Genomic DNA, 17,408 nt, shown 5'->3' with positions numbered 1-17,408 from the left:
TTTGAAAAAAGTCTCAGTTATCTTGAAAAATGAAGAACAGGGAAATCAATCCCAGCTCAACGCCCCACCGGTCTGATACTCGATAACCCGAGTCTCGAAGAAGTTCTTCTCTTTCTTCAAGTCCATGATCTCGCTCATCCATGGGAACGGGTTGGTGGTACCTGGGTACTCTTCCTTCAGGCCGATCTGCGACAGGCGACGGTTGGCGATGAACTTGAGGTAGTCCTCCATCATCGCCGCGTTCATGCCCAGCACGCCGCGAGGCATGGTGTCGCGGGCGTATTCGATTTCCAGTTGGGTGCCCTGCAGGATCATCTGCGAGGCTTCTTCCTTCATTTCGGCATCCCACAGGTGCGGGTTTTCGATCTTGATCTGGTTGATCACGTCGATACCGAAGTTCAGGTGCATGGACTCGTCACGCAGGATGTACTGGAACTGCTCGGCAACGCCAGTCATCTTGTTGCGGCGACCCATGGACAGGATCTGGGTGAAGCCGCAGTAGAAGAAAATGCCTTCCAGGACGCAGTAGTAAGCGATCAGGTTGCGCAGCAGCTCTTTGTCGGTCTCGACGGTGCCGGTGTTGAACTCCGGGTCGGAGATCGCGCGGGTGTAGCTCAGGCCCCAGGCGGCTTTCTTCGCCACCGACGGGATCTCGTGGTACATGTTGAAGATCTCGCCTTCATCCATGCCCAGCGATTCGATGCAGTACTGGTAGGCGTGGGTGTGGATCGCCTCTTCGAACGCCTGGCGCAGGATGTACTGGCGGCACTCGGGGTTGGTGATCAGGCGGTACACGGCCAGGGCCAGGTTGTTGGCAACCAGGGAGTCGGCGGTGGAGAAGAAGCCCAGGTTGCGCATGACGATACGACGCTCGTCGTCGGTCAGGCCTTCCGGGTTTTTCCACAGGGCGATGTCCGCGGTCATGTTGACCTCTTGCGGCATCCAGTGGTTGGCGCAACCGTCCAGGTACTTCTGCCAGGCCCAGTCGTACTTGAACGGTACCAGCTGGTTGAGGTCGGCGCGGCAGTTGATCATGCGCTTTTCGTCAACCGCGACACGGGCAGCGGAACCTTCCAGCTCAGCCAGGCCTTCGGCGATGTCGAGTTGGTCCAGAGCAGCCTTGGCACGCTTGACTGCTTCGGAGTCATCGGCAGTTACGGCGCGAGCCTCCAAGGCAGCAACACCGCCAGCGTTATCGAGCTTGTCGATGCCTGCGGCAGCGGCTTGAGTGGCGGTAGTGCCTTTGGCGGCTTCTTCGCCTTCGTCTTTATCGAATTCGTCCCAGCTCAGCATGGTGGGTCTCCTGCTTGAGGGCCATATCAGTATGGCCGGTGGATCTTGGTTGCGGTGCTTGCGGTTGGGTACTGCGGTGCACGCAAAATCTTGGAATGCTTCCGGGAGCGGCGCTCCTCGGTAGGGCCGGGTTGCCCCGGACCTGGTTATTCGGCGCTGTGGGGGAGGGCGGGTTAGCGCACCTATCGCGGGGCAAGCCCGCTCCCACCCAGCGCGTGGCGCCGCCCCAGGGAGGCGGCGCCTTCAGGCGCTTATTGGCAGGCTTCGCAATCCGGCTCGTCGATCGCGCAGGCCTTCGGTACCGGAGCAGGGCCGGCTGGCGCTGCCTGTACCGGGGCGCTGTCGCCACCGCTGGAAACGGCGTTGAGCTTGCCGGTGTTGATGGTCGACTTCTCGGTGCTGGTCGCGGCCAGGGCACGGAGGTAGTAGGTGGTTTTCAGACCACGGTACCAGGCCATGCGGTAGGTCACGTCGAGCTTCTTGCCCGAAGCGCCGGCGATGTACAGGTTCAGCGACTGGGCCTGGTCGATCCACTTCTGACGGCGGCTGGCGGCGTCGACGATCCACTTGGTTTCCACTTCGAAGGCCGTCGCGTAGAGGTCTTTGAGCTCTTGCGGGATGCGCTCGATCTGCTGCACAGAACCGTCGTAGTACTTCAGGTCGTTGATCATGACCGAGTCCCACAGGCCGCGGGCTTTCAGGTCGCGAACCAGGTACGGGTTGATCACGGTGAATTCGCCCGAGAGGTTCGATTTCACGTACAGGTTCTGGTAGGTCGGCTCGATGGACTGCGACACGCCGGTGATGTTGGCGATGGTCGCGGTCGGCGCGATGGCCATGATGTTCGAGTTACGAATACCTTTTTGTACACGGGCACGCACCGGTGCCCAGTCCAGGGTCTCGTTCAGGTCGACGTCGATGTACTTCTGGCCACGGGCTTCGATCAGGATCTGTTGCGAGTCCAGCGGCAGGATGCCTTTGGACCACAGCGAGCCCTGGAAGGTCTCGTAGGCGCCGCGCTCGTCGGCCAGGTCACAGGAGGCCTGGATGGCGAAGTAGCTGACCGCTTCCATCGACTTGTCGGCGAACTCGACGGCAGCGTCGGAGCCATAAGCGATGTGCTGCAGGTACAGCGCGTCCTGGAAGCCCATGATGCCCAGGCCGACCGGACGGTGCTTGAAGTTCGAGTTACGCGCTTGCGGCACCGAGTAGTAGTTGATGTCGATCACGTTGTCGAGCATGCGCACGGCGGTGTTGACGGTGCGTTGCAGCTTGGTGGTGTCCAGCTTGCCATCGACAATGTGGTTCGGCAGGTTGATCGAGCCCAGGTTGCAGACCGCGATCTCGTCCTTGTTGGTGTTCAGGGTGATCTCGGTGCACAGGTTCGAGCTGTGCACCACGCCCACGTGCTGCTGCGGGCTGCGCAGGTTGCACGGGTCCTTGAAGGTCAGCCATGGGTGGCCGGTCTCGAACAGCATCGAGAGCATCTTGCGCCACAGGTCTTTGGCCTGGATGGTCTTGAACACCTTGATCTTGTTGTACTCGGTCAGGGCTTCGTAGTACTCGTAGCGCTCTTCGAAGGCCTTGCCGGTCAGGTCGTGCAGGTCTGGCACTTCCGATGGCGAGAACAGGGTCCACTTGCCGTCATCGAAGACGCGCTTCATGAACAGGTCAGGGATCCAGTTGGCGGTGTTCATGTCGTGGGTACGACGACGGTCATCACCGGTGTTCTTGCGCAGCTCGATGAATTCTTCGATGTCCAGGTGCCAGGTTTCCAGGTAGGCACAGACAGCGCCCTTGCGCTTGCCACCCTGGTTAACGGCGACGGCGGTGTCGTTGACCACTTTCAGGAAGGGTACGACGCCCTGGGATTTACCGTTGGTGCCCTTGATGTAGGAGCCCAGTGCGCGCACAGGGGTCCAGTCGTTGCCCAGGCCACCGGCGAATTTCGACAGCATGGCGTTGTCGTGGATCGCGTGGTAGATGCCCGACAGGTCGTCCGGCACGGTGGTCAGGTAGCAGCTCGACAGCTGTGGACGCAGGGTACCGGCGTTGAACAGGGTCGGGGTCGAAGCCATGTAGTCGAACGACGACAACAGGTTGTAGAACTCGATGGCACGGGCTTCTTTGTCTTTCTCTTCCAGCGCCAGTCCCATGGCCACACGCATGAAGAACACCTGAGGCAGCTCGAAGCGTACGCCATCCTTGTGGATGAAGTAGCGGTCGTACAGGGTCTGCAGGCCCAGGTAGGTGAATTGCTGGTCACGCTCGTGGTTGATCGCCTTGCCCAGTTTTTCCAGGTCGAAGTCGGCCAGGGCAGGGTTGAGCAGCTCGAACTCGACACCCTTGGCGATGTAGGCAGGCAGGGCCTTGGCGTACAGGTCGGCCATTTCGTGGTGGGTGGCGCTGTCGGCAACTTCGAGGAAGCCCAGGCCTTCGGCGCGCAGGGTGTCCATCAGCAGGCGGGCGGTGACGAACGAGTAGTTCGGCTCACGCTCGACCAGGGTGCGGGCGGTCATCACCAGGGCGGTGTTGACGTCGGTGATGGCCACGCCGTCGTAGAGGTTTTTCAGGGTTTCGCGCTGGATCAGCTCGCCGTCGACTTCGGCCAGGCCTTCGCAGGCTTCGCTGATGATGGTGTTCAGGCGGTTCATGTCCAGCGGCGCCAGGCTGCCGTCGGCCAGGGTGATGCGGATGCTTGGGTGCGGCTGCACGCTGGCGTCTTCGGCGTGGCCACGGGTGGCACGCTCCTTGGCACGCTGGTCGCGGTAGATCACGTAGTCACGGGCGACTTTCTGCTCGCCGGCACGCATCAGGGCCAGTTCGACCTGGTCCTGGATTTCTTCGATGTGGATGGTGCCGCCCGAAGGCATGCGACGCTTGAAGGTCGCGGTGACCTGTTCGGTCAGGCGGGCAACGGTGTCGTGGATGCGCGACGAGGCGGCAGCGGTGCCGCCTTCAACTGCGAGGAACGCTTTGGTGATGGCCACGGTGATCTTGTCATCGGTGTAGGCGACGACAGTGCCGTTACGCTTGATCACGCGCAGTTGGCCCGGGGCGGTGGCTGCCAGATCCTGGTTCGAATCGGCGGCCTGCGGCGCCAAAGCCAGCGGGTTCTCGCGAGTTGTGTCGGTTTGCATGGGTGTCTCCACGTTCTCTAAGTATGTTTTAGGCGCTTTTTGAGCGCCAACCGTTCCGTCCGAAAGCTCAACAACCGACCCCGAGGGCGCGCAGGAACGAGAGTTCCGGCATGCCGCACAGGTCGGGCATACTCACTTCGGGACAGTTCAGGAATTAGGGCAAATGCTTGCCGCTCCCTGGCCGAAGTCAAAGGTCTTGAATCTACGACTCAAAACTGTTGCTGTCGGGTGTGCTGATGGCCTCACCCGTACCCGAAACAACACCCTCCAGGGGTTTGCACCGGTCGCCTCCGCAGGAGCGGTTTGGCTGCTGATCTCTTCTAAAGTTCAAGCAAAAAATCTACCCGTTGAGGGCTTGAGTTCTCTGCTTCACTTGTGCTTGGGATTTTCAGGAAACCCCAAGATGTAGTGTTTTGTTTCGCTGGGGATACAAGATAATGCGGTCTTGGGGGTAATGCAAGGTCGGGCTCTGTGGATAACTTGTGCGTATTTTGTGAGTGATTTCACTCAACCCCTTGTAGGCCGCGTCTTAGCGCTGAATGACCGCCCGTCACCGATTTTTTCGCAGGTCTTAGGGTCGCAGGCAGATTTTGCGGGCGCGAACCCTATCACAAAAAATCGGCTTGTCCGAGCAGCTTGCCCGTTGGTTTTTCACCACCGGTAACGGCGGTTGGCAGGCGTCGGTGCCCGACGTAGTATCCGGGGCCAATGTTGCCTTTTGGTGATGTGGGTACTCTTTATAACAACAAGCTGTTGAGGTGAGCCGTGGAGCAGAGCAGTCGGGTATTGATCGTCGAAGATGACCAGCGGCTGGCCGACCTGACCTGTGAGTACCTGCAGGCCAATGGCTTTACCGTGGACGTGGAAGGTGATGGCGCCCGGGCGGCGGCGCGGATCATCGCCGAGCAGCCGGACCTGGTGATCCTCGACCTGATGCTGCCGGGCGAAGACGGCCTGAGCATCTGCCGCAAGGTGCGCCAGCAGTACCCCGGGCCGATCCTGATGCTCACCGCACGCAGCGACGATCTCGACCAGATCCAGGGCCTGGACCTGGGCGCCGACGACTACGTCTGCAAGCCGGTGCGCCCGCGCTTGCTGCTGGCGCGCATCAATGCCCTGTTGCGTCGCAGCGAGACGCCGGCCGAGGCTCAGGCGCCGCAAACCCTGCAATTCGGCCCGTTGCGGGTCGACAACACCTTGCGCGAGGCCTGGCTGTACGACAGCGGCATTGAACTGACCAGCGCCGAGTTCGACCTTTTATGGCTGTTGGTGAGCAACGCCGGGCGCACCTTGTCGCGCGAAGAAATCTTCACCTCCCTGCGCGGCGTCGGCTACGACGGCCAGGACCGCTCCATCGATGTGCGGATTTCACGCATCCGCCCGAAAATAGGCGACGACCCGGAGCACCCGCGGATGATCAAAACCATCCGCAGCAAAGGTTACCTGTTCGTCCGTGAAGCGGCCGAAGCCATGGGCCAGGTGCAATGAACTCGATCTTCCTGCGCATCTATGGCGGCATGCTCGCCGCGTTGGTGCTGGTGGCGGTGCTCGGCGTGCTCAGCCTGCACCTGCTCAACGAGGTGCGCGCCGGCCAGTACCGCGAGCGCCTGGCCCACGGCACCTTTACCCTGATGGCTGACAACCTGGCGCCGCTGGACGCTGTCGAGCGCAAGCGCGCCTTGCTGATCTGGGAGCGCCTGCTGGGGATTCCGCTGGCGTTGCAGGCGCTGAGCAGTACCGCCCTGGACGGTAGCCAGCGCAGCCAGTTGCAGCGTGGCCAGGTATTGGTCGAGAAGACCGGCCCGCACGCGGCCAAGGTGCTGCGCCAGGTGGGTGACCTGGATTTGCTGCTGGTTGGTGAAGTGCAGCAGATCAGTGAGCAACTGGCGCGCGCCACGATCTACCTGCTGGCCGATGAGCTGGTGCGCTATCCGGTGGCCGAGCAGCCGCAGCGCCTGGCGGCCCTCAAACAGAGCAAGGGCTTTGGCTTTGACCTGCGCCTGCAGCGGGTCAACCAGACCGACATGGACGAAGACCAGCGCCGGCGCATCGACGAAGGCGACACGGTGCTGGCGCTGGGCAAGGACGGCGATTCGATCCGGGTGTTCGCCGGCCTGGTCGGTACGCCCTGGGTGCTGGAAATCGGCCCGCTGTACCAGATGAACCCCTATCCGCCGCAACTGCTGGTGCTGATTGCAGTGCTGGGCCTGTGCCTGATCGGCCTGATCGTTTACCTGCTGGTGCGCCAGCTGGAACGGCGCCTGTCGGGGCTTGAGGCCGCCGCAACCCTGATTGCCCAGGGCAGCCTGGAAACCCGCGTGGCGGCCGACGACGCCGATTCGGTCGGGCGCCTGGCCGCGGCGTTCAACGGCATGGCCGAACACCTGCAGCGCTCGCTGACCATCCAGCGCGAACTGGTGCGGGCGGTATCCCATGAACTGCGTACGCCGGTAGCGCGGCTGCGTTTTGGCCTGGAGATGATTGCCAGCGCCAGCAACGACCAGGCCCGGGACAAGTACCTGACCGGTATGGACGGCGATATTCAGGACCTGGATAAACTGGTCGATGAAATGCTCACCTACGCGCGCCTGGAGCAGGGCGCGCCAGCCCTGCATTTTCAACGGGTCGATCTGGAGGCCTTGCTGGATCAGGTGATCGCCGAACTGGCGCCATTGCGCCGCGAGGTCCGGGTGCTGCGCGGCCCGTGCCAGGGCGCGGAGAAGGCGGCGGACGGCCAGGGAGCGTGGGTCGAGGCCGAACCGCGTTACCTGCACCGGGCGTTGCAGAACCTGGTCAGCAACGCCATGCGCCACGCCGAGTCACAGGTCAGCCTCAGCTATCAGTTGGGGGGGCAGCGCTGCCGGATCGATGTCGAGGACGATGGTCCTGGTGTGCCGGAAGGTGTCTGGGAACGTATCTTCACCCCCTTCACCCGTCTCGACGATAGTCGCACCCGCGCATCAGGTGGGCATGGACTGGGCCTGTCGATCGTCCGGCGGATCATCTACTGGCACGGTGGGCGGGCGTCGGTGGGGCGCAGCGAGCGTCTGGGCGGCGCCTGTTTCAGCCTGAGCTGGCCGCGCAATCAGGACCACGAATGAGTGCGTCGATTGCCCTGCCGGTATTGCTCGACGAAGCACGGTTCGATGCCTTGCTGCTGGCGCTCTATGGCCCTCAGCTGATGCCGGCGCAACGGCCGGTGCTGGTGTCGCAGTGGTCCAAGTACTACTTTGCCCTGGTGTGGCGAATGGTGCGTGAGGGGCAGTCGTTGTCGGCGTTCAGCGCGACATCGGTGAAGGTCGACGCGCGCGGTTTGCCGGTTGCGCTGGTCGCCGAGGGCGCCGCTTGCCAAGGCCTGCAGGCGGTCATGGCGGCACATCTGCAGCCGCTTGTTGCGCGTTTGGTGGTGTTGGGCGCCGTACCGCCAGCGGTATTGTGGGGCAATGCCGGCGATTGCCTGGATCAGGCGCTGCAAGGCATCAGCGACAACACAGGACTGCAGGTGCTGCTGGAAATGCCCGGCAGCCCTTTATTTGCCGCCATCAGCCAGGATCCCGCAGGTCGGCGTCGGCGCCGCACCTGCTGCCTGAGTTACAAGGTCGACTGGGTCGGGCACTGCGAGCACTGCCCGCTGCTGCCCTGACGCTCAGACGCTGACCAGGCTCAACAGCTGATCATCCTGCAGACAGAACTGGCCCGCCAGCTCGCGGCCGTGCTGCCACTGCGTCGACAGGTCGATGAGCAGGCGCAGGCGTGCATGGCCATCAGCGGACCATTCCAGTACTTCGGCGTGCTCAAAATAGAAGCGTTGCCTGACGATGGGGTAGAGCGCCTTGAACAGGCTTTCTTTCAGCGAGAAGGTCAGGGTCACGGTCAGCCCGATTTGGCTGGGGTCCATACGCTGTATTTCGGCCTCGGTGAGAATCTCCCGGGCCAGGCGCTCGGCGCGCTCGTTGCTGAGCAGGCTTTCCTGATCCAGGCCCAGGCCCAGGCAGTCGCTGCTGCGCGCAACCACGGCGGCGGCCCAGCCTTTGCCGTGGGTGATCGAGCCGCTGATGCCGGCGGGCCAGATCGGCGCGCGGTCTTCATCAGTCCCCGGGACATAGTCGCGGCCATCGAGTTGCAGCAAGGCTGCGCGAGCGCACACCCGGCCGGCCAGGTACTCGGCCTGGCGCTTGGCCACTGAGCGTTGCAGGCTGGCGGTCTGCTCGATGCCGGCGCGGCTGAAGTCGTCGCTGGCGAGCAGGGCGGGGTCGAACGGGCAACTGACCAGGATCGCGCCGGGGACCGGACGCGGCAGGGGCCAGTGGTGCAGGAGCGGGGCGCAGCAGGTGGGCAGTCGGTTCATGGCCGGTATTGTGCCGTGGCTGTTGCCGGCGTGCCACTGTGTAGGAGCGGGCTTGCCCCGCGATAGCGGTGTAACAGACACACCGCTATCGCGGGGCAAGCCCGCTCCTACAGGGGTTAACCTTTAGTGAAGATCTTTTTGAAGAACGCCTGCAAATCCGCCCAGGCGCTCTCATCCGCCGACTTGTTGTAGCCAATATCAGGCCCACCATGCCCGCCATGGCTCAGGCGGTCGGCATCGGGGTTGGTGAAGCCATGCTTGGCCCCGGGAATACTGACGAACTCATAGCTCGCCCCGGCCGCGTCCATTTCTTCCTTGAATTTTTCCACCTGCTCCGGCGTCACCATGCTGTCGCTGGCGCCATGCTCTACCAACACCTTGGCCTTGACGCTGCCCGGCGTCGCTGGCGCATTGGTGACCAGTGCACCGTGGAAGCTGGCCACCCCGGCCAGTGGCTCACCGCGGCGCGCGGCATCGAGCACCACCTTGCCGCCAAAGCAGTAGCCAATGGCGGCGATCTGTTTGGTATCGGTCTGTGGCTGGATCTTCAGCAGTTCAACCCCGGCATCAAAGCGCTGGGCTGCAGTGTTCGGGTTTTTCAGCGCTGCGGCCATGAACGCCTTGGCGTCGGCCGGGTGTTCGCTGTTCTTGCCGTCGCCATACATGTCGATGGCCAGGGCGCTGTAACCGAGGCCGGCGAGGTCGCGGGCGCGGCGCTTGGCATAGTCGTTGAGCCCCCACAGTTCATGCACCACGACCACGCCCGGGCGCTTGCCCTTGGCGGCGTCGTCGTAGGCGTAATAGCCGACCAGGCGCTTGCCGTCGGCGTCCTGGTAGGGAATCTCACGGGTTTGCACCGCAGCCTGGGCCAGGCTGGCGGCGCCGATCAGGGCCAGAGCGAGCAGACAACGCATGGTCGGTACTCCTTTTTTTCTTCGGGCGGCTCTTGCAGTCGGTTTTTGCAATCGGCGCAGCTGTTCAGCCGAGGTTCAGCCAGGGTTCAGCGGCGGTTCAGGACGGCTTGCTTACTCTAGCTTCCACACCAACACAGTGCATCACCTGGAGTACCACACGATGAAAAAGCTCAACACCCTGCTGCTCACCGTTGCTTTCCTTGGCGCCAGCGCCGCCGCCCAGGCCGCTGACACCACCTTCGCTGGCGTCACTTATGGTCAGACTAGCGACAAGATCAAAAAATCCGGCCTGCTGAGCCGCAACACTGATCACCTGAACACCGACGGCATCATCAGCAAGGACAGCACCTACGGCATCCGCGTCGGCCAGATGAACGACCAGGGCCGCTACTACCTCACCTACGACAACGTCTCCAACGACCACAGCGGCCTGAAAGTGCGTCAGGAAAACCTGCTGGGCAGCTACGACCTGTTCTACCCGCTGGGCAGCACCACCAAGTTGTTCGGTGGCGCCAGCGCCGGCCTGACCAAGATGAGCATGGAGTCCTCCGGCTACAGCCGCGACACCGACACCGGCTACGCCATCGGCCTGCAAGCCGGCCTGCTGCAGCAAGTCACCGACAATGCTTCGGTGGAACTGGGCTACCGTTACCTGCGCAGCAATGCCAGCACCGAACTGTCCGAGCATGACGGCCCGAAAGTCGGCAGCCTGCGCCTGAACAGCAGCGCCCAGACCTACCTGTCGGCCAACTACGCGTTCTAAGTCGCCTGGCGATGTCCGAACCGGCCTGCATGCGCACGGCCGGTTCGCTGTTATTCTGCATTCGGTCTACAAATTGACTGGCCAATAAAGGCCGGCATGGGTCTGGAGGAGCGTATGAAACTGCTGGTGGTCGAGGATGAGGCACTTTTGCGTCATCACTTGTACAGCCGCTTGACGGAAAGCGGGCATGTGGTCGAAGCGGTGGCCAATGCCGAGGAGGCCCTGTACCAGGCCGAGCAGTTCAACCATGACCTGGCGGTGATCGACCTGGGCCTGCCGGGCATGAGCGGGCTCGACCTGATCCGCCAACTGCGCTCCCAGGGCAAGAGCTTTCCGATCCTGATCCTCACGGCCCGTGGCAACTGGCAGGACAAGGTCGAAGGCCTGGCTGCTGGGGCCGACGACTACGTGGTCAAACCCTTTCAGTTCGAAGAGCTCGAAGCCCGCCTCAACGCCCTGCTGCGCCGCTCCAGCGGCTTTACCCAGTCGACCATCGCCGCCGGCCCCCTGGTGCTCGACCTCAATCGCAAGCAGGCGACCCTCGACGAGCAACCCCTGGCGCTGACGGCCTATGAGTACCGCATCCTCGAGTACCTGATGCGTCATCACCAGCAGGTGGTGGCCAAGGACCGCCTGATGGAGCAGCTCTACCCAGACGATGACGAGCGTGACCCGAACGTCATCGAGGTGCTGGTCGGCCGCCTGCGGCGCAAGCTTGAGGGCAGCAACGGCTTCAAGCCGATCGATACCGTGCGTGGCCTGGGCTACCTGTTCACCGAGCGCTGCCGATGATCCGTTCGCTACGCCTGCGTTTGATGCTGGCGGCCGCAGTGCTGGCGCTGCTGTTCATGCTTGGCTTGCTGCCGGCTTTGCAAAAGGCCTTCAGCCTGGCCTTGCAGGAGTCGATCGAGCAGCGCCTGGCGTCGGACGTCACCACCTTGATCTCTGCCGCACGGATTGAAGACGGCAACCTGCAGATGCCGGTGTTGTTGCCCGACGAAAAATTCAACCTGCCCGACAGCCGCCTGCTCGGTTACATCTATGACCGCCAGGGCAACCTGGTGTGGCGTTCGCGGGCCACTGCGGACGAGAACATCAACTACACCCCGCGCTACGACGGGCGTGGCAACGAGTTCGCGCGGATTCGTCAGGGCGACGGCGAGGAGTTCTTCGTCTATGACGTCGAGGTCAAGCTGCTCGGTGGCAAGACCGCCGCCTTCAGTATCGTCGCCCTGCAGCCGGTACGTGAATACCAGCACACCCTCGACGGCCTGCGCGAGAAGCTCTACCTGGGCTTCGGCGCGGCGTTGCTGGCGCTGCTGGTGCTGCTCTGGGCCGGCCTGACCTGGGGGCTGCGTTCGCTGCGGCAGATGAGCCGCGAGCTGGATGATGTCGAGTCCGGCGCCCGCGAAGGCTTGAGCAGCGAGCATCCACGTGAACTGCTGCGCCTGACCGACTCGCTCAACCGCCTGTTGCGCAGCGAGCGCGAGCAGCGCCGCCGCTACCGTGATTCCCTGGGGGATCTGGCCCACAGCCTGAAAACACCGCTCACCGTGCTTCAGGGCGTCAGCGAAAGCATGGCCCAGCGCCGCGAAGACCGTGAGCAGGCGCGGGTGCTGCAAAGCCAGATCGAACGCATGAGCCAGCAGATCGACTACCAACTGCAACGCGCCAGCCTGCGCAAGAGCGGCCTGGTGCGCCACCAGGTGCAACTGCGGCCGTTGCTTGACAGCCTGTGCAGCACCCTGGCCAAGGTCTACCGCGACAAGCACGTGCACATCAGCGTGGATGTGCCAGCGAACGCAATGGTACCGATGGAGCAGGGGGCCTTGCTGGAACTGCTCGGCAACTTGCTGGAAAACGCCTACCGCCTGTGTCTGAGCCAGGTTCGCATCAGCCTGCTGGCCAACCAGGCGCAGGTTGTACTGTGTATCGAGGACGACGGCCCCGGCGTGCCTGCCAACCAGCGTGAGCGCATTCTCCAGCGTGGCGAGCGCCTGGACCGGCAGAACCCGGGGCAGGGCATCGGCCTGGCGGTGGTCAAGGACATCATTGAAAGCTACGACGCGACCCTGACCCTCGATGACTCGCCGCTGGGCGGTGCTGCCTTTCGGATTCGCTTTGAACTGGAGCGCAACCCCTAGGCGGATTATCGCCATCATTGTCGGAATCTTTTCTGCAGCGTGCGGAAATCCGCCAACCCCACCCCGTCAACCTGCAACCTCTTTGTGCATGGCAGCCCCGTAAAACCGGGGCTTGCACCGTTAAAGCGCATTTTGGCATCGGGCTTGCTATGGACTCATCAGAGTTCTGCCAGGCAGCTCGACACAACAAATCCCTCCAGTGCAGGAGGGTTCGCGCTTTAGGTACCCCGCATCCTGGCAAGGATGAGCCGGTACCCTTGAGGAATTAGCCATGACGACGCGTCAGCCACTGTACAAATCGCTGTATATCCAGGTGTTAGTAGCGATCACCATCGGTATCCTGCTGGGCCACTACTACCCTGAAACCGGCGTAGCCCTGAAGCCACTGGGTGACGGGTTCGTCAAACTGATCAAAATGGTCATCGCCCCGATCATCTTCTGCACCGTGGTCAGCGGCATCGCCGGCATGCAGAACATGAAATCGGTCGGCAAGACCGGTGGCTACGCGCTGCTGTACTTCGAAATCGTCTCGACCATTGCCCTGATCATCGGTCTGGTCGTGGTCAACGTGGTCAAGCCTGGCGCCGGCATGCACATCGATGTCAGCACCCTGAACGCCAGCAGTGTGGCCGCCTATGCCGCCGCTGGCGCGCAGCAGACCACCGTGGGCTTCCTGCTCAACATCATCCCCAACACCGTGGTCGGCGCCTTCGCCAACGGCGACATCCTGCAAGTGCTGATGTTCTCGGTGATCTTTGGCTTCGCCCTGCATCGCCTGGGTGCCTACGGCAAGCCATTGCTGGACCTGATCGACCGCTTCGCCCATGTCATGTTCAACATCATCAACATGATCATGAAGCTGGCGCCGGTCGGTGCCTTCGGTGCCATGGCCTTCACCATTGGCCAGTACGGCGTCGGTTCGCTGGTGCAACTGGGCCAGCTGATGATCTGCTTCTACGTCACCTGCGTGCTGTTCATCCTGGTGGTGCTTGGCAGTATCGCCCGCGCTCACGGCTTCAGCATCCTCAAGCTGATCCGCTACATCCGTGAAGAGCTGATGATCGTGCTGGGTACTTCGTCTTCGGAATCGGCGCTGCCACGCATGCTGACCAAGATGGAGCGTCTGGGGGCGAAGAAATCCGTGGTTGGCCTGGTGATCCCGACCGGCTACTCGTTCAACCTCGACGGTACCTCGATCTACCTGACCATGGCCGCCGTGTTCATCGCCCAGGCGACCGACACCACCATGGACATCACCCACCAGATCACCCTGCTGCTGGTGCTGCTGGTCGCTTCCAAGGGTGCTGCGGGCGTTACCGGTAGTGGTTTCATTGTGCTTGCCGCGACCCTGTCGGCCGTTGGCCACCTGCCGGTTGCCGGCCTGGCGCTGATCCTCGGCATCGACCGCTTCATGTCCGAAGCCCGTGCCCTGACCAACCTGATCGGCAATGCCGTGGCCACCGTGGTCGTGGCCAAGTGGGTCAATGAGCTGGACGAAGACAAGCTGCAGGCCGAACTGGCTTCCGGTGGCTCGCCGCTGACCGATCCCCGCCCGATGGATGACCTGGGCGTGGCTGAAGGTCCTGCTCGCTAAGACGCAGGCGGTGTAACGCAAAAAGCCCATCTTCGGATGGGCTTTTTTGTGTCTGCGGGGGCTTCCACAGATTGGGAGGGAGTGGGCTTGCCCCGCGATGCTTTATTCCACCCGGGTCTCGCCGCTATACACCAGGGTATTGCGACAGCGCCGGCACAGATAGCGCCGCCCCTGGCGCACCAGGCCATGGCGTTGAGCCGAGAACGGGAAGTCGCTGCCAGCGCACGGGCAGCGGTAGATATAGCGGGTCACCGTGCGGCGCTTGACGGCGTAGTTATGGCAGCGGTGGGGCGGCAGTTCATAGACGCCGCGCATGATCAGCTGCCATTCCTCGCCATGGGGCTGGATGCGGTCGCCAAACAGCTGGTGCGCCACCAGGTGGGCGACCTCATGGGGCACCGTCTGCTTGAGGAAATCTTCGCTGTTTTCACGGTACAGCTGCAGGTTGAAGCGCAGCAGGTTCTCGTGCAGGTGGGCGACGCCAGCCTTTTGTCCGCGCAGCTTGAAGCTGACTTCGGGGCGCGGGAAGGGGCGTTTGAAAAAGGTTTCGGCTTGCTGGTAACAGGTTTCGACGCGGGATTTGAGCAGTTCGGGCATATCGGGGAACTCTCCTGGCCGACAATTATGCCGCAACCGCAGCGGCGCTGCCGAGCCACCTGTCAGCGCACAGTATCAGGCCGCCTTGCGGCGGCCTGAGGGTTGGTGCACCTATGTTGCTGTTCTAATAGTTTGCGTCAGTTGGTATAGACGGGCCCCACGCCCAGTCCCCAGACAATCACGGTGAAGGCCATGATGGCGACCAGCACCACCAGCCCTACTGCCAGTACCGAACTCGAGAACAGGAAGCCCTCGTCGGATGGAATGTTCATGAAGGTCGGCAAGCCGACATACAGCAGGTAGACCGTGTAGCACACCGCTGCGGTGCCAACGATCATACCCAGCCACAGGTGCGGGTACAGCGCCGCCAGGCCACCGATGAACAGCGGCGTTGCGGTGTAGGTGGCAAAGGCGATGCAGCGCGCCAGGCTGGGGTTGGCGTCGTAGGTGCGGGCCATCCAGTGGATGAATGCGCCCATGACCGCCACGCCGCCCAGCATGGCCAGGTAGGACATGATGGTCATCCACAGCGCGCTTTCCTGGGTCAGCATGACCGGAGCGCGATCGCCGATGACCCAGCCGACCTGGGTGGTGCCGATAAACGCCGAAATCGCCGGGATCGCGGCGAGGATCAGCGTGTGGGTCAGGTACATGTGACTGATGCTTTCTTCTTCACCGCGTATTTCTTTCCATTCCTGATCGGGATGGGTAAATAGCCCAACAACGTGATGGATCATGCCGGTCACTCCTATCGCTGTTGCCATCGCCCCCCAGCGGAGCGCTGCGGCCCCAAGTCTGGGCCAGAGGTTGGAGGTCACCTTTGTGTGGCCTTATGTCGCAGTATAGAAAGGCGTTCGCTGCATAAAGCCGGCTTTTTAGAGCAAATCGCGCTGTCAGGGGGCTGCTTAATCACGATGCAGTCTTTATCGGATTGGCCTACGCCCGCTGGTGGTTTAAGGGTAAAATGTTCGGCTTTTGTCACACCTCGCGGATTCCAAGCGCTATGGGCACCCTTTCGGTCAACCAGAACAAACTGCAAAAACGCCTGCGTCGTCTCGCTGGCGAAGCCATCACCGACTTCAACATGATCGAAGACGGTGACAAGGTCATGGTCTGCCTGTCCGGCGGCAAAGACAGCTACACCATGCTCGATGTTCTGCTGCACCTGCAGAAAGTGGCGCCGATCAAGTTCGACATCGTCGCGGTGAACATGGACCAGAAGCAGCCGGGCTTCCCCGAGCACGTGTTGCCGGCCTACCTGGAAACCCTCGGCGTCGAGTACCACATCGTCGAGAAGGACACCTACTCGGTGGTCAAGGAGCTGATCCCGGAAGGCAAGACCACCTGCTCGCTGTGCTCGCGCCTGCGTCGCGGCACCCTGTACACCTTTGCCGACGAGATCGGCGCGACCAAGATGGCCCTGGGGCATCACCGCGACGACATCGTCGAAACCTTCTTCCTCAACATGTTCTTCAACGGCACCCTCAAGGCCATGCCGCCCAAGCTGCGTGCCGATGACGGGCGTAACGTGGTGATCCGCCCGCTGGCCTACTGCAGCGAGAAGGACATCCAGGCCTACTCGGACATGAAGGAATTCCCGATCATCCCGTGCAACCTCTGCGGCTCGCAGGAAAACCTGCAGCGCCAGGTGGTCAAGGACATGCTGGTGGAGTGGGAGCGCAAGACCCCGGGGCGTACCGAGAACATCTTCCGTGGCCTGCAGAACGTGGTGCCGTCGCAACTGGCGGACCGCAATCTGTTCGACTTCACCAGCCTGAAGATCGACGAGACCGCCACCCCGCGTTTTGTCGACGTGTTGAACATCTGACCGCCATGCGCGATTACCAATGGCTGCATGAGTACTGCCTGAACCGCTTCGGCTCGGCCGCGGCCCTCGAAGCGCACCTGCCCCAGGCGAAAAGCCCCGAGCAGTTACGCGCGATCGGCGCCGACCGTTACCTGTCGACCCTGGCCCTGCGGGTGTTTCGCGCCGGTTTGAAGCACAGCCTGGTGGACGCCAAATGGCCGGCCTTCGAGCAGGTGTTCTTCGCTTTCGACCCGCAAAAGGTCGTGCTGATGGGCGCCGAGCACCTGGAGCGGCTGATGCAGGACACGCGGATCATCCGCCACCTGGGCAAGCTCAAGAGCGTGCCGCGCAATGCGCAGATGATCCTCGATGTCGAGAAGGAATTCGGCAGTTTCGGTGGCTTTATCGCCGATTGGCCGGTGACCGATATCGTCGGCCTGTGGAAGTACCTGGCCAAGCATGGCAACCAGTTGGGCGGGCTGTCGGCGCCGCGTTTTTTGCGCATGTGCGGTAAGGACACGTTCATCCCTACCAATGACATGGCTGCGGCGTTGATCGCCCAGGACATCATCGACAAGCCGCCGACCAGCCAGCGCGATCTGGCCCTGGTGCAGGATGCCTTCAATCAGTGGCATGCCGAGAGTGGGCGGCCGCTGTGTCAGCTGTCGGTGATGCTGGCGCATACCGTCAATCACTGACAGCCCATCGCTGGCAAGCCAGCTCCCACAACGCTGGACTGCCCCCCTAAAGTTGGACAGTATTAACCAGCAGCCTGAGCCCTGTAGTCGACAGGGCTCAGGCCATTGAG

The 17,408-nt window shown here is 62.3% G+C and carries 15 protein-coding genes; 9 read left to right on the top strand and 6 right to left on the bottom strand.

All coding sequences use genetic code 11. The features are described from left to right. Positions 1-45: 45 nt before the first annotated feature. Together NLX68_RS26065 and NLX68_RS26060 are read right to left on the bottom strand one after the other, a co-directional pair. Positions 46-1,293: a ribonucleotide-diphosphate reductase subunit beta gene (locus NLX68_RS26065; RefSeq protein ID WP_100782169.1), complete on the bottom strand. Its 1,248-nt coding sequence runs from the start codon at positions 1,291-1,293 to the stop codon at positions 46-48. A gap of 251 nt (positions 1,294-1,544) precedes the next feature. After that, entirely contained in the window at positions 1,545-4,433 is a 2,889-nt protein-coding gene (locus NLX68_RS26060) for a ribonucleoside-diphosphate reductase subunit alpha (protein ID WP_254286391.1), read from the bottom strand. A gap of 765 nt (positions 4,434-5,198) precedes the next feature. Between NLX68_RS26060 and NLX68_RS26055 the strand changes: the two genes are divergently transcribed. The 3 genes from NLX68_RS26055 to fhuF are packed head-to-tail and all read left to right on the top strand — an operon-like array spanning position 5,199 to position 8,076. Beyond that, on the top strand, positions 5,199-5,921 hold the full coding sequence (locus NLX68_RS26055; RefSeq protein ID WP_254286390.1) for a response regulator transcription factor: 723 nt from the start codon (positions 5,199-5,201) through the stop codon (positions 5,919-5,921). Next, a complete protein-coding gene (locus tag NLX68_RS26050) occupies positions 5,918-7,534 on the top strand; it encodes an ATP-binding protein (RefSeq protein WP_254286389.1) in 1,617 nt (538 codons plus the stop codon). Before NLX68_RS26055 ends, NLX68_RS26050 begins: the two co-directional genes overlap by 4 nt. After that, on the top strand, positions 7,531-8,076 hold the full coding sequence (gene fhuF / locus NLX68_RS26045; protein WP_254286388.1) for a siderophore-iron reductase FhuF: 546 nt from the start codon (positions 7,531-7,533) through the stop codon (positions 8,074-8,076). The genes NLX68_RS26050 and fhuF overlap by 4 nt, the downstream gene beginning before the upstream one ends. 3 nt (positions 8,077-8,079) lie before the next feature. On the opposite strand, the gene NLX68_RS26040 is transcribed toward fhuF, so the two are convergent. Further along, positions 8,080-8,781: a 4'-phosphopantetheinyl transferase gene (locus tag NLX68_RS26040; protein WP_254286387.1), complete on the bottom strand. Its 702-nt coding sequence runs from the start codon at positions 8,779-8,781 to the stop codon at positions 8,080-8,082. A gap of 116 nt (positions 8,782-8,897) precedes the next feature. Continuing rightward, positions 8,898-9,695, bottom strand: coding sequence for a dienelactone hydrolase family protein (locus NLX68_RS26035; protein WP_254286386.1), 798 nt, complete (start codon positions 9,693-9,695; stop codon positions 8,898-8,900). A 160-nt stretch (positions 9,696-9,855) separates the two neighbouring features. On the opposite strand from NLX68_RS26035, the gene NLX68_RS26030 reads away from it, so the two are divergent. The 4 genes from NLX68_RS26030 to NLX68_RS26015 all read left to right on the top strand — a co-directional run bounded on the left by NLX68_RS26030 (position 9,856) and on the right by NLX68_RS26015 (position 14,196). Continuing rightward, entirely contained in the window at positions 9,856-10,458 is a 603-nt protein-coding gene (locus tag NLX68_RS26030) for an outer membrane protein (protein ID WP_010220391.1), read from the top strand. A gap of 114 nt (positions 10,459-10,572) precedes the next feature. Continuing rightward, the gene (locus NLX68_RS26025; protein ID WP_010220390.1) at positions 10,573-11,250 is read left to right on the top strand and encodes a response regulator; all 678 of its coding nucleotides are present in this window, start codon (positions 10,573-10,575) and stop codon (positions 11,248-11,250) included. Beyond that, positions 11,247-12,602 carry an ATP-binding protein gene (locus NLX68_RS26020; protein ID WP_254286385.1) on the top strand — a complete coding sequence of 452 codons (1,356 nt, stop codon included), beginning with the start codon at positions 11,247-11,249 and terminating at the stop codon, positions 12,600-12,602. Before NLX68_RS26025 ends, NLX68_RS26020 begins: the two co-directional genes overlap by 4 nt. 271 nt (positions 12,603-12,873) lie before the next feature. After that, the gene (locus NLX68_RS26015; RefSeq protein WP_254286384.1) at positions 12,874-14,196 is read left to right on the top strand and encodes a dicarboxylate/amino acid:cation symporter; all 1,323 of its coding nucleotides are present in this window, start codon (positions 12,874-12,876) and stop codon (positions 14,194-14,196) included. 102 nt (positions 14,197-14,298) lie between these two features. Here NLX68_RS26015 and NLX68_RS26010 read toward each other — a convergent pair whose 3' ends face one another. Together NLX68_RS26010 and NLX68_RS26005 are read right to left on the bottom strand one after the other, a co-directional pair. Then, positions 14,299-14,793, bottom strand: coding sequence for a SprT family zinc-dependent metalloprotease (locus NLX68_RS26010; RefSeq protein WP_254286383.1), 495 nt, complete (start codon positions 14,791-14,793; stop codon positions 14,299-14,301). 137 nt (positions 14,794-14,930) lie between these two features. Then, positions 14,931-15,530, bottom strand: a complete 600-nt coding sequence (locus NLX68_RS26005; RefSeq protein ID WP_010220386.1) for a Yip1 family protein — start codon at positions 15,528-15,530, stop codon at positions 14,931-14,933. Positions 15,531-15,796: 266 nt separating this feature from the next. Here NLX68_RS26005 and ttcA point away from each other — a divergent pair, with 266 nt between their 5' ends. Further along, positions 15,797-16,621 carry a tRNA 2-thiocytidine(32) synthetase TtcA gene (gene ttcA / locus NLX68_RS26000; protein WP_010220385.1) on the top strand — a complete coding sequence of 275 codons (825 nt, stop codon included), beginning with the start codon at positions 15,797-15,799 and terminating at the stop codon, positions 16,619-16,621. 5 nt (positions 16,622-16,626) lie between these two features. Further along, positions 16,627-17,298 (top strand): DNA-3-methyladenine glycosylase I, encoded by a 672-nt coding sequence (locus tag NLX68_RS25995; protein ID WP_010220383.1) that lies wholly within the window; start codon positions 16,627-16,629, stop codon positions 17,296-17,298. Positions 17,299-17,408 lie beyond the last annotated feature (110 nt).

It is taken from the genome of Pseudomonas sp. SBB6, assembly GCF_024213215.1.
Classification (GTDB): Bacteria; Pseudomonadota; Gammaproteobacteria; order Pseudomonadales; family Pseudomonadaceae; genus Aquipseudomonas; species Aquipseudomonas donghuensis.
Note: the sequence above shows the minus strand (reverse complement) of the source record. Positions and strands in the feature narration are given on the sequence as shown.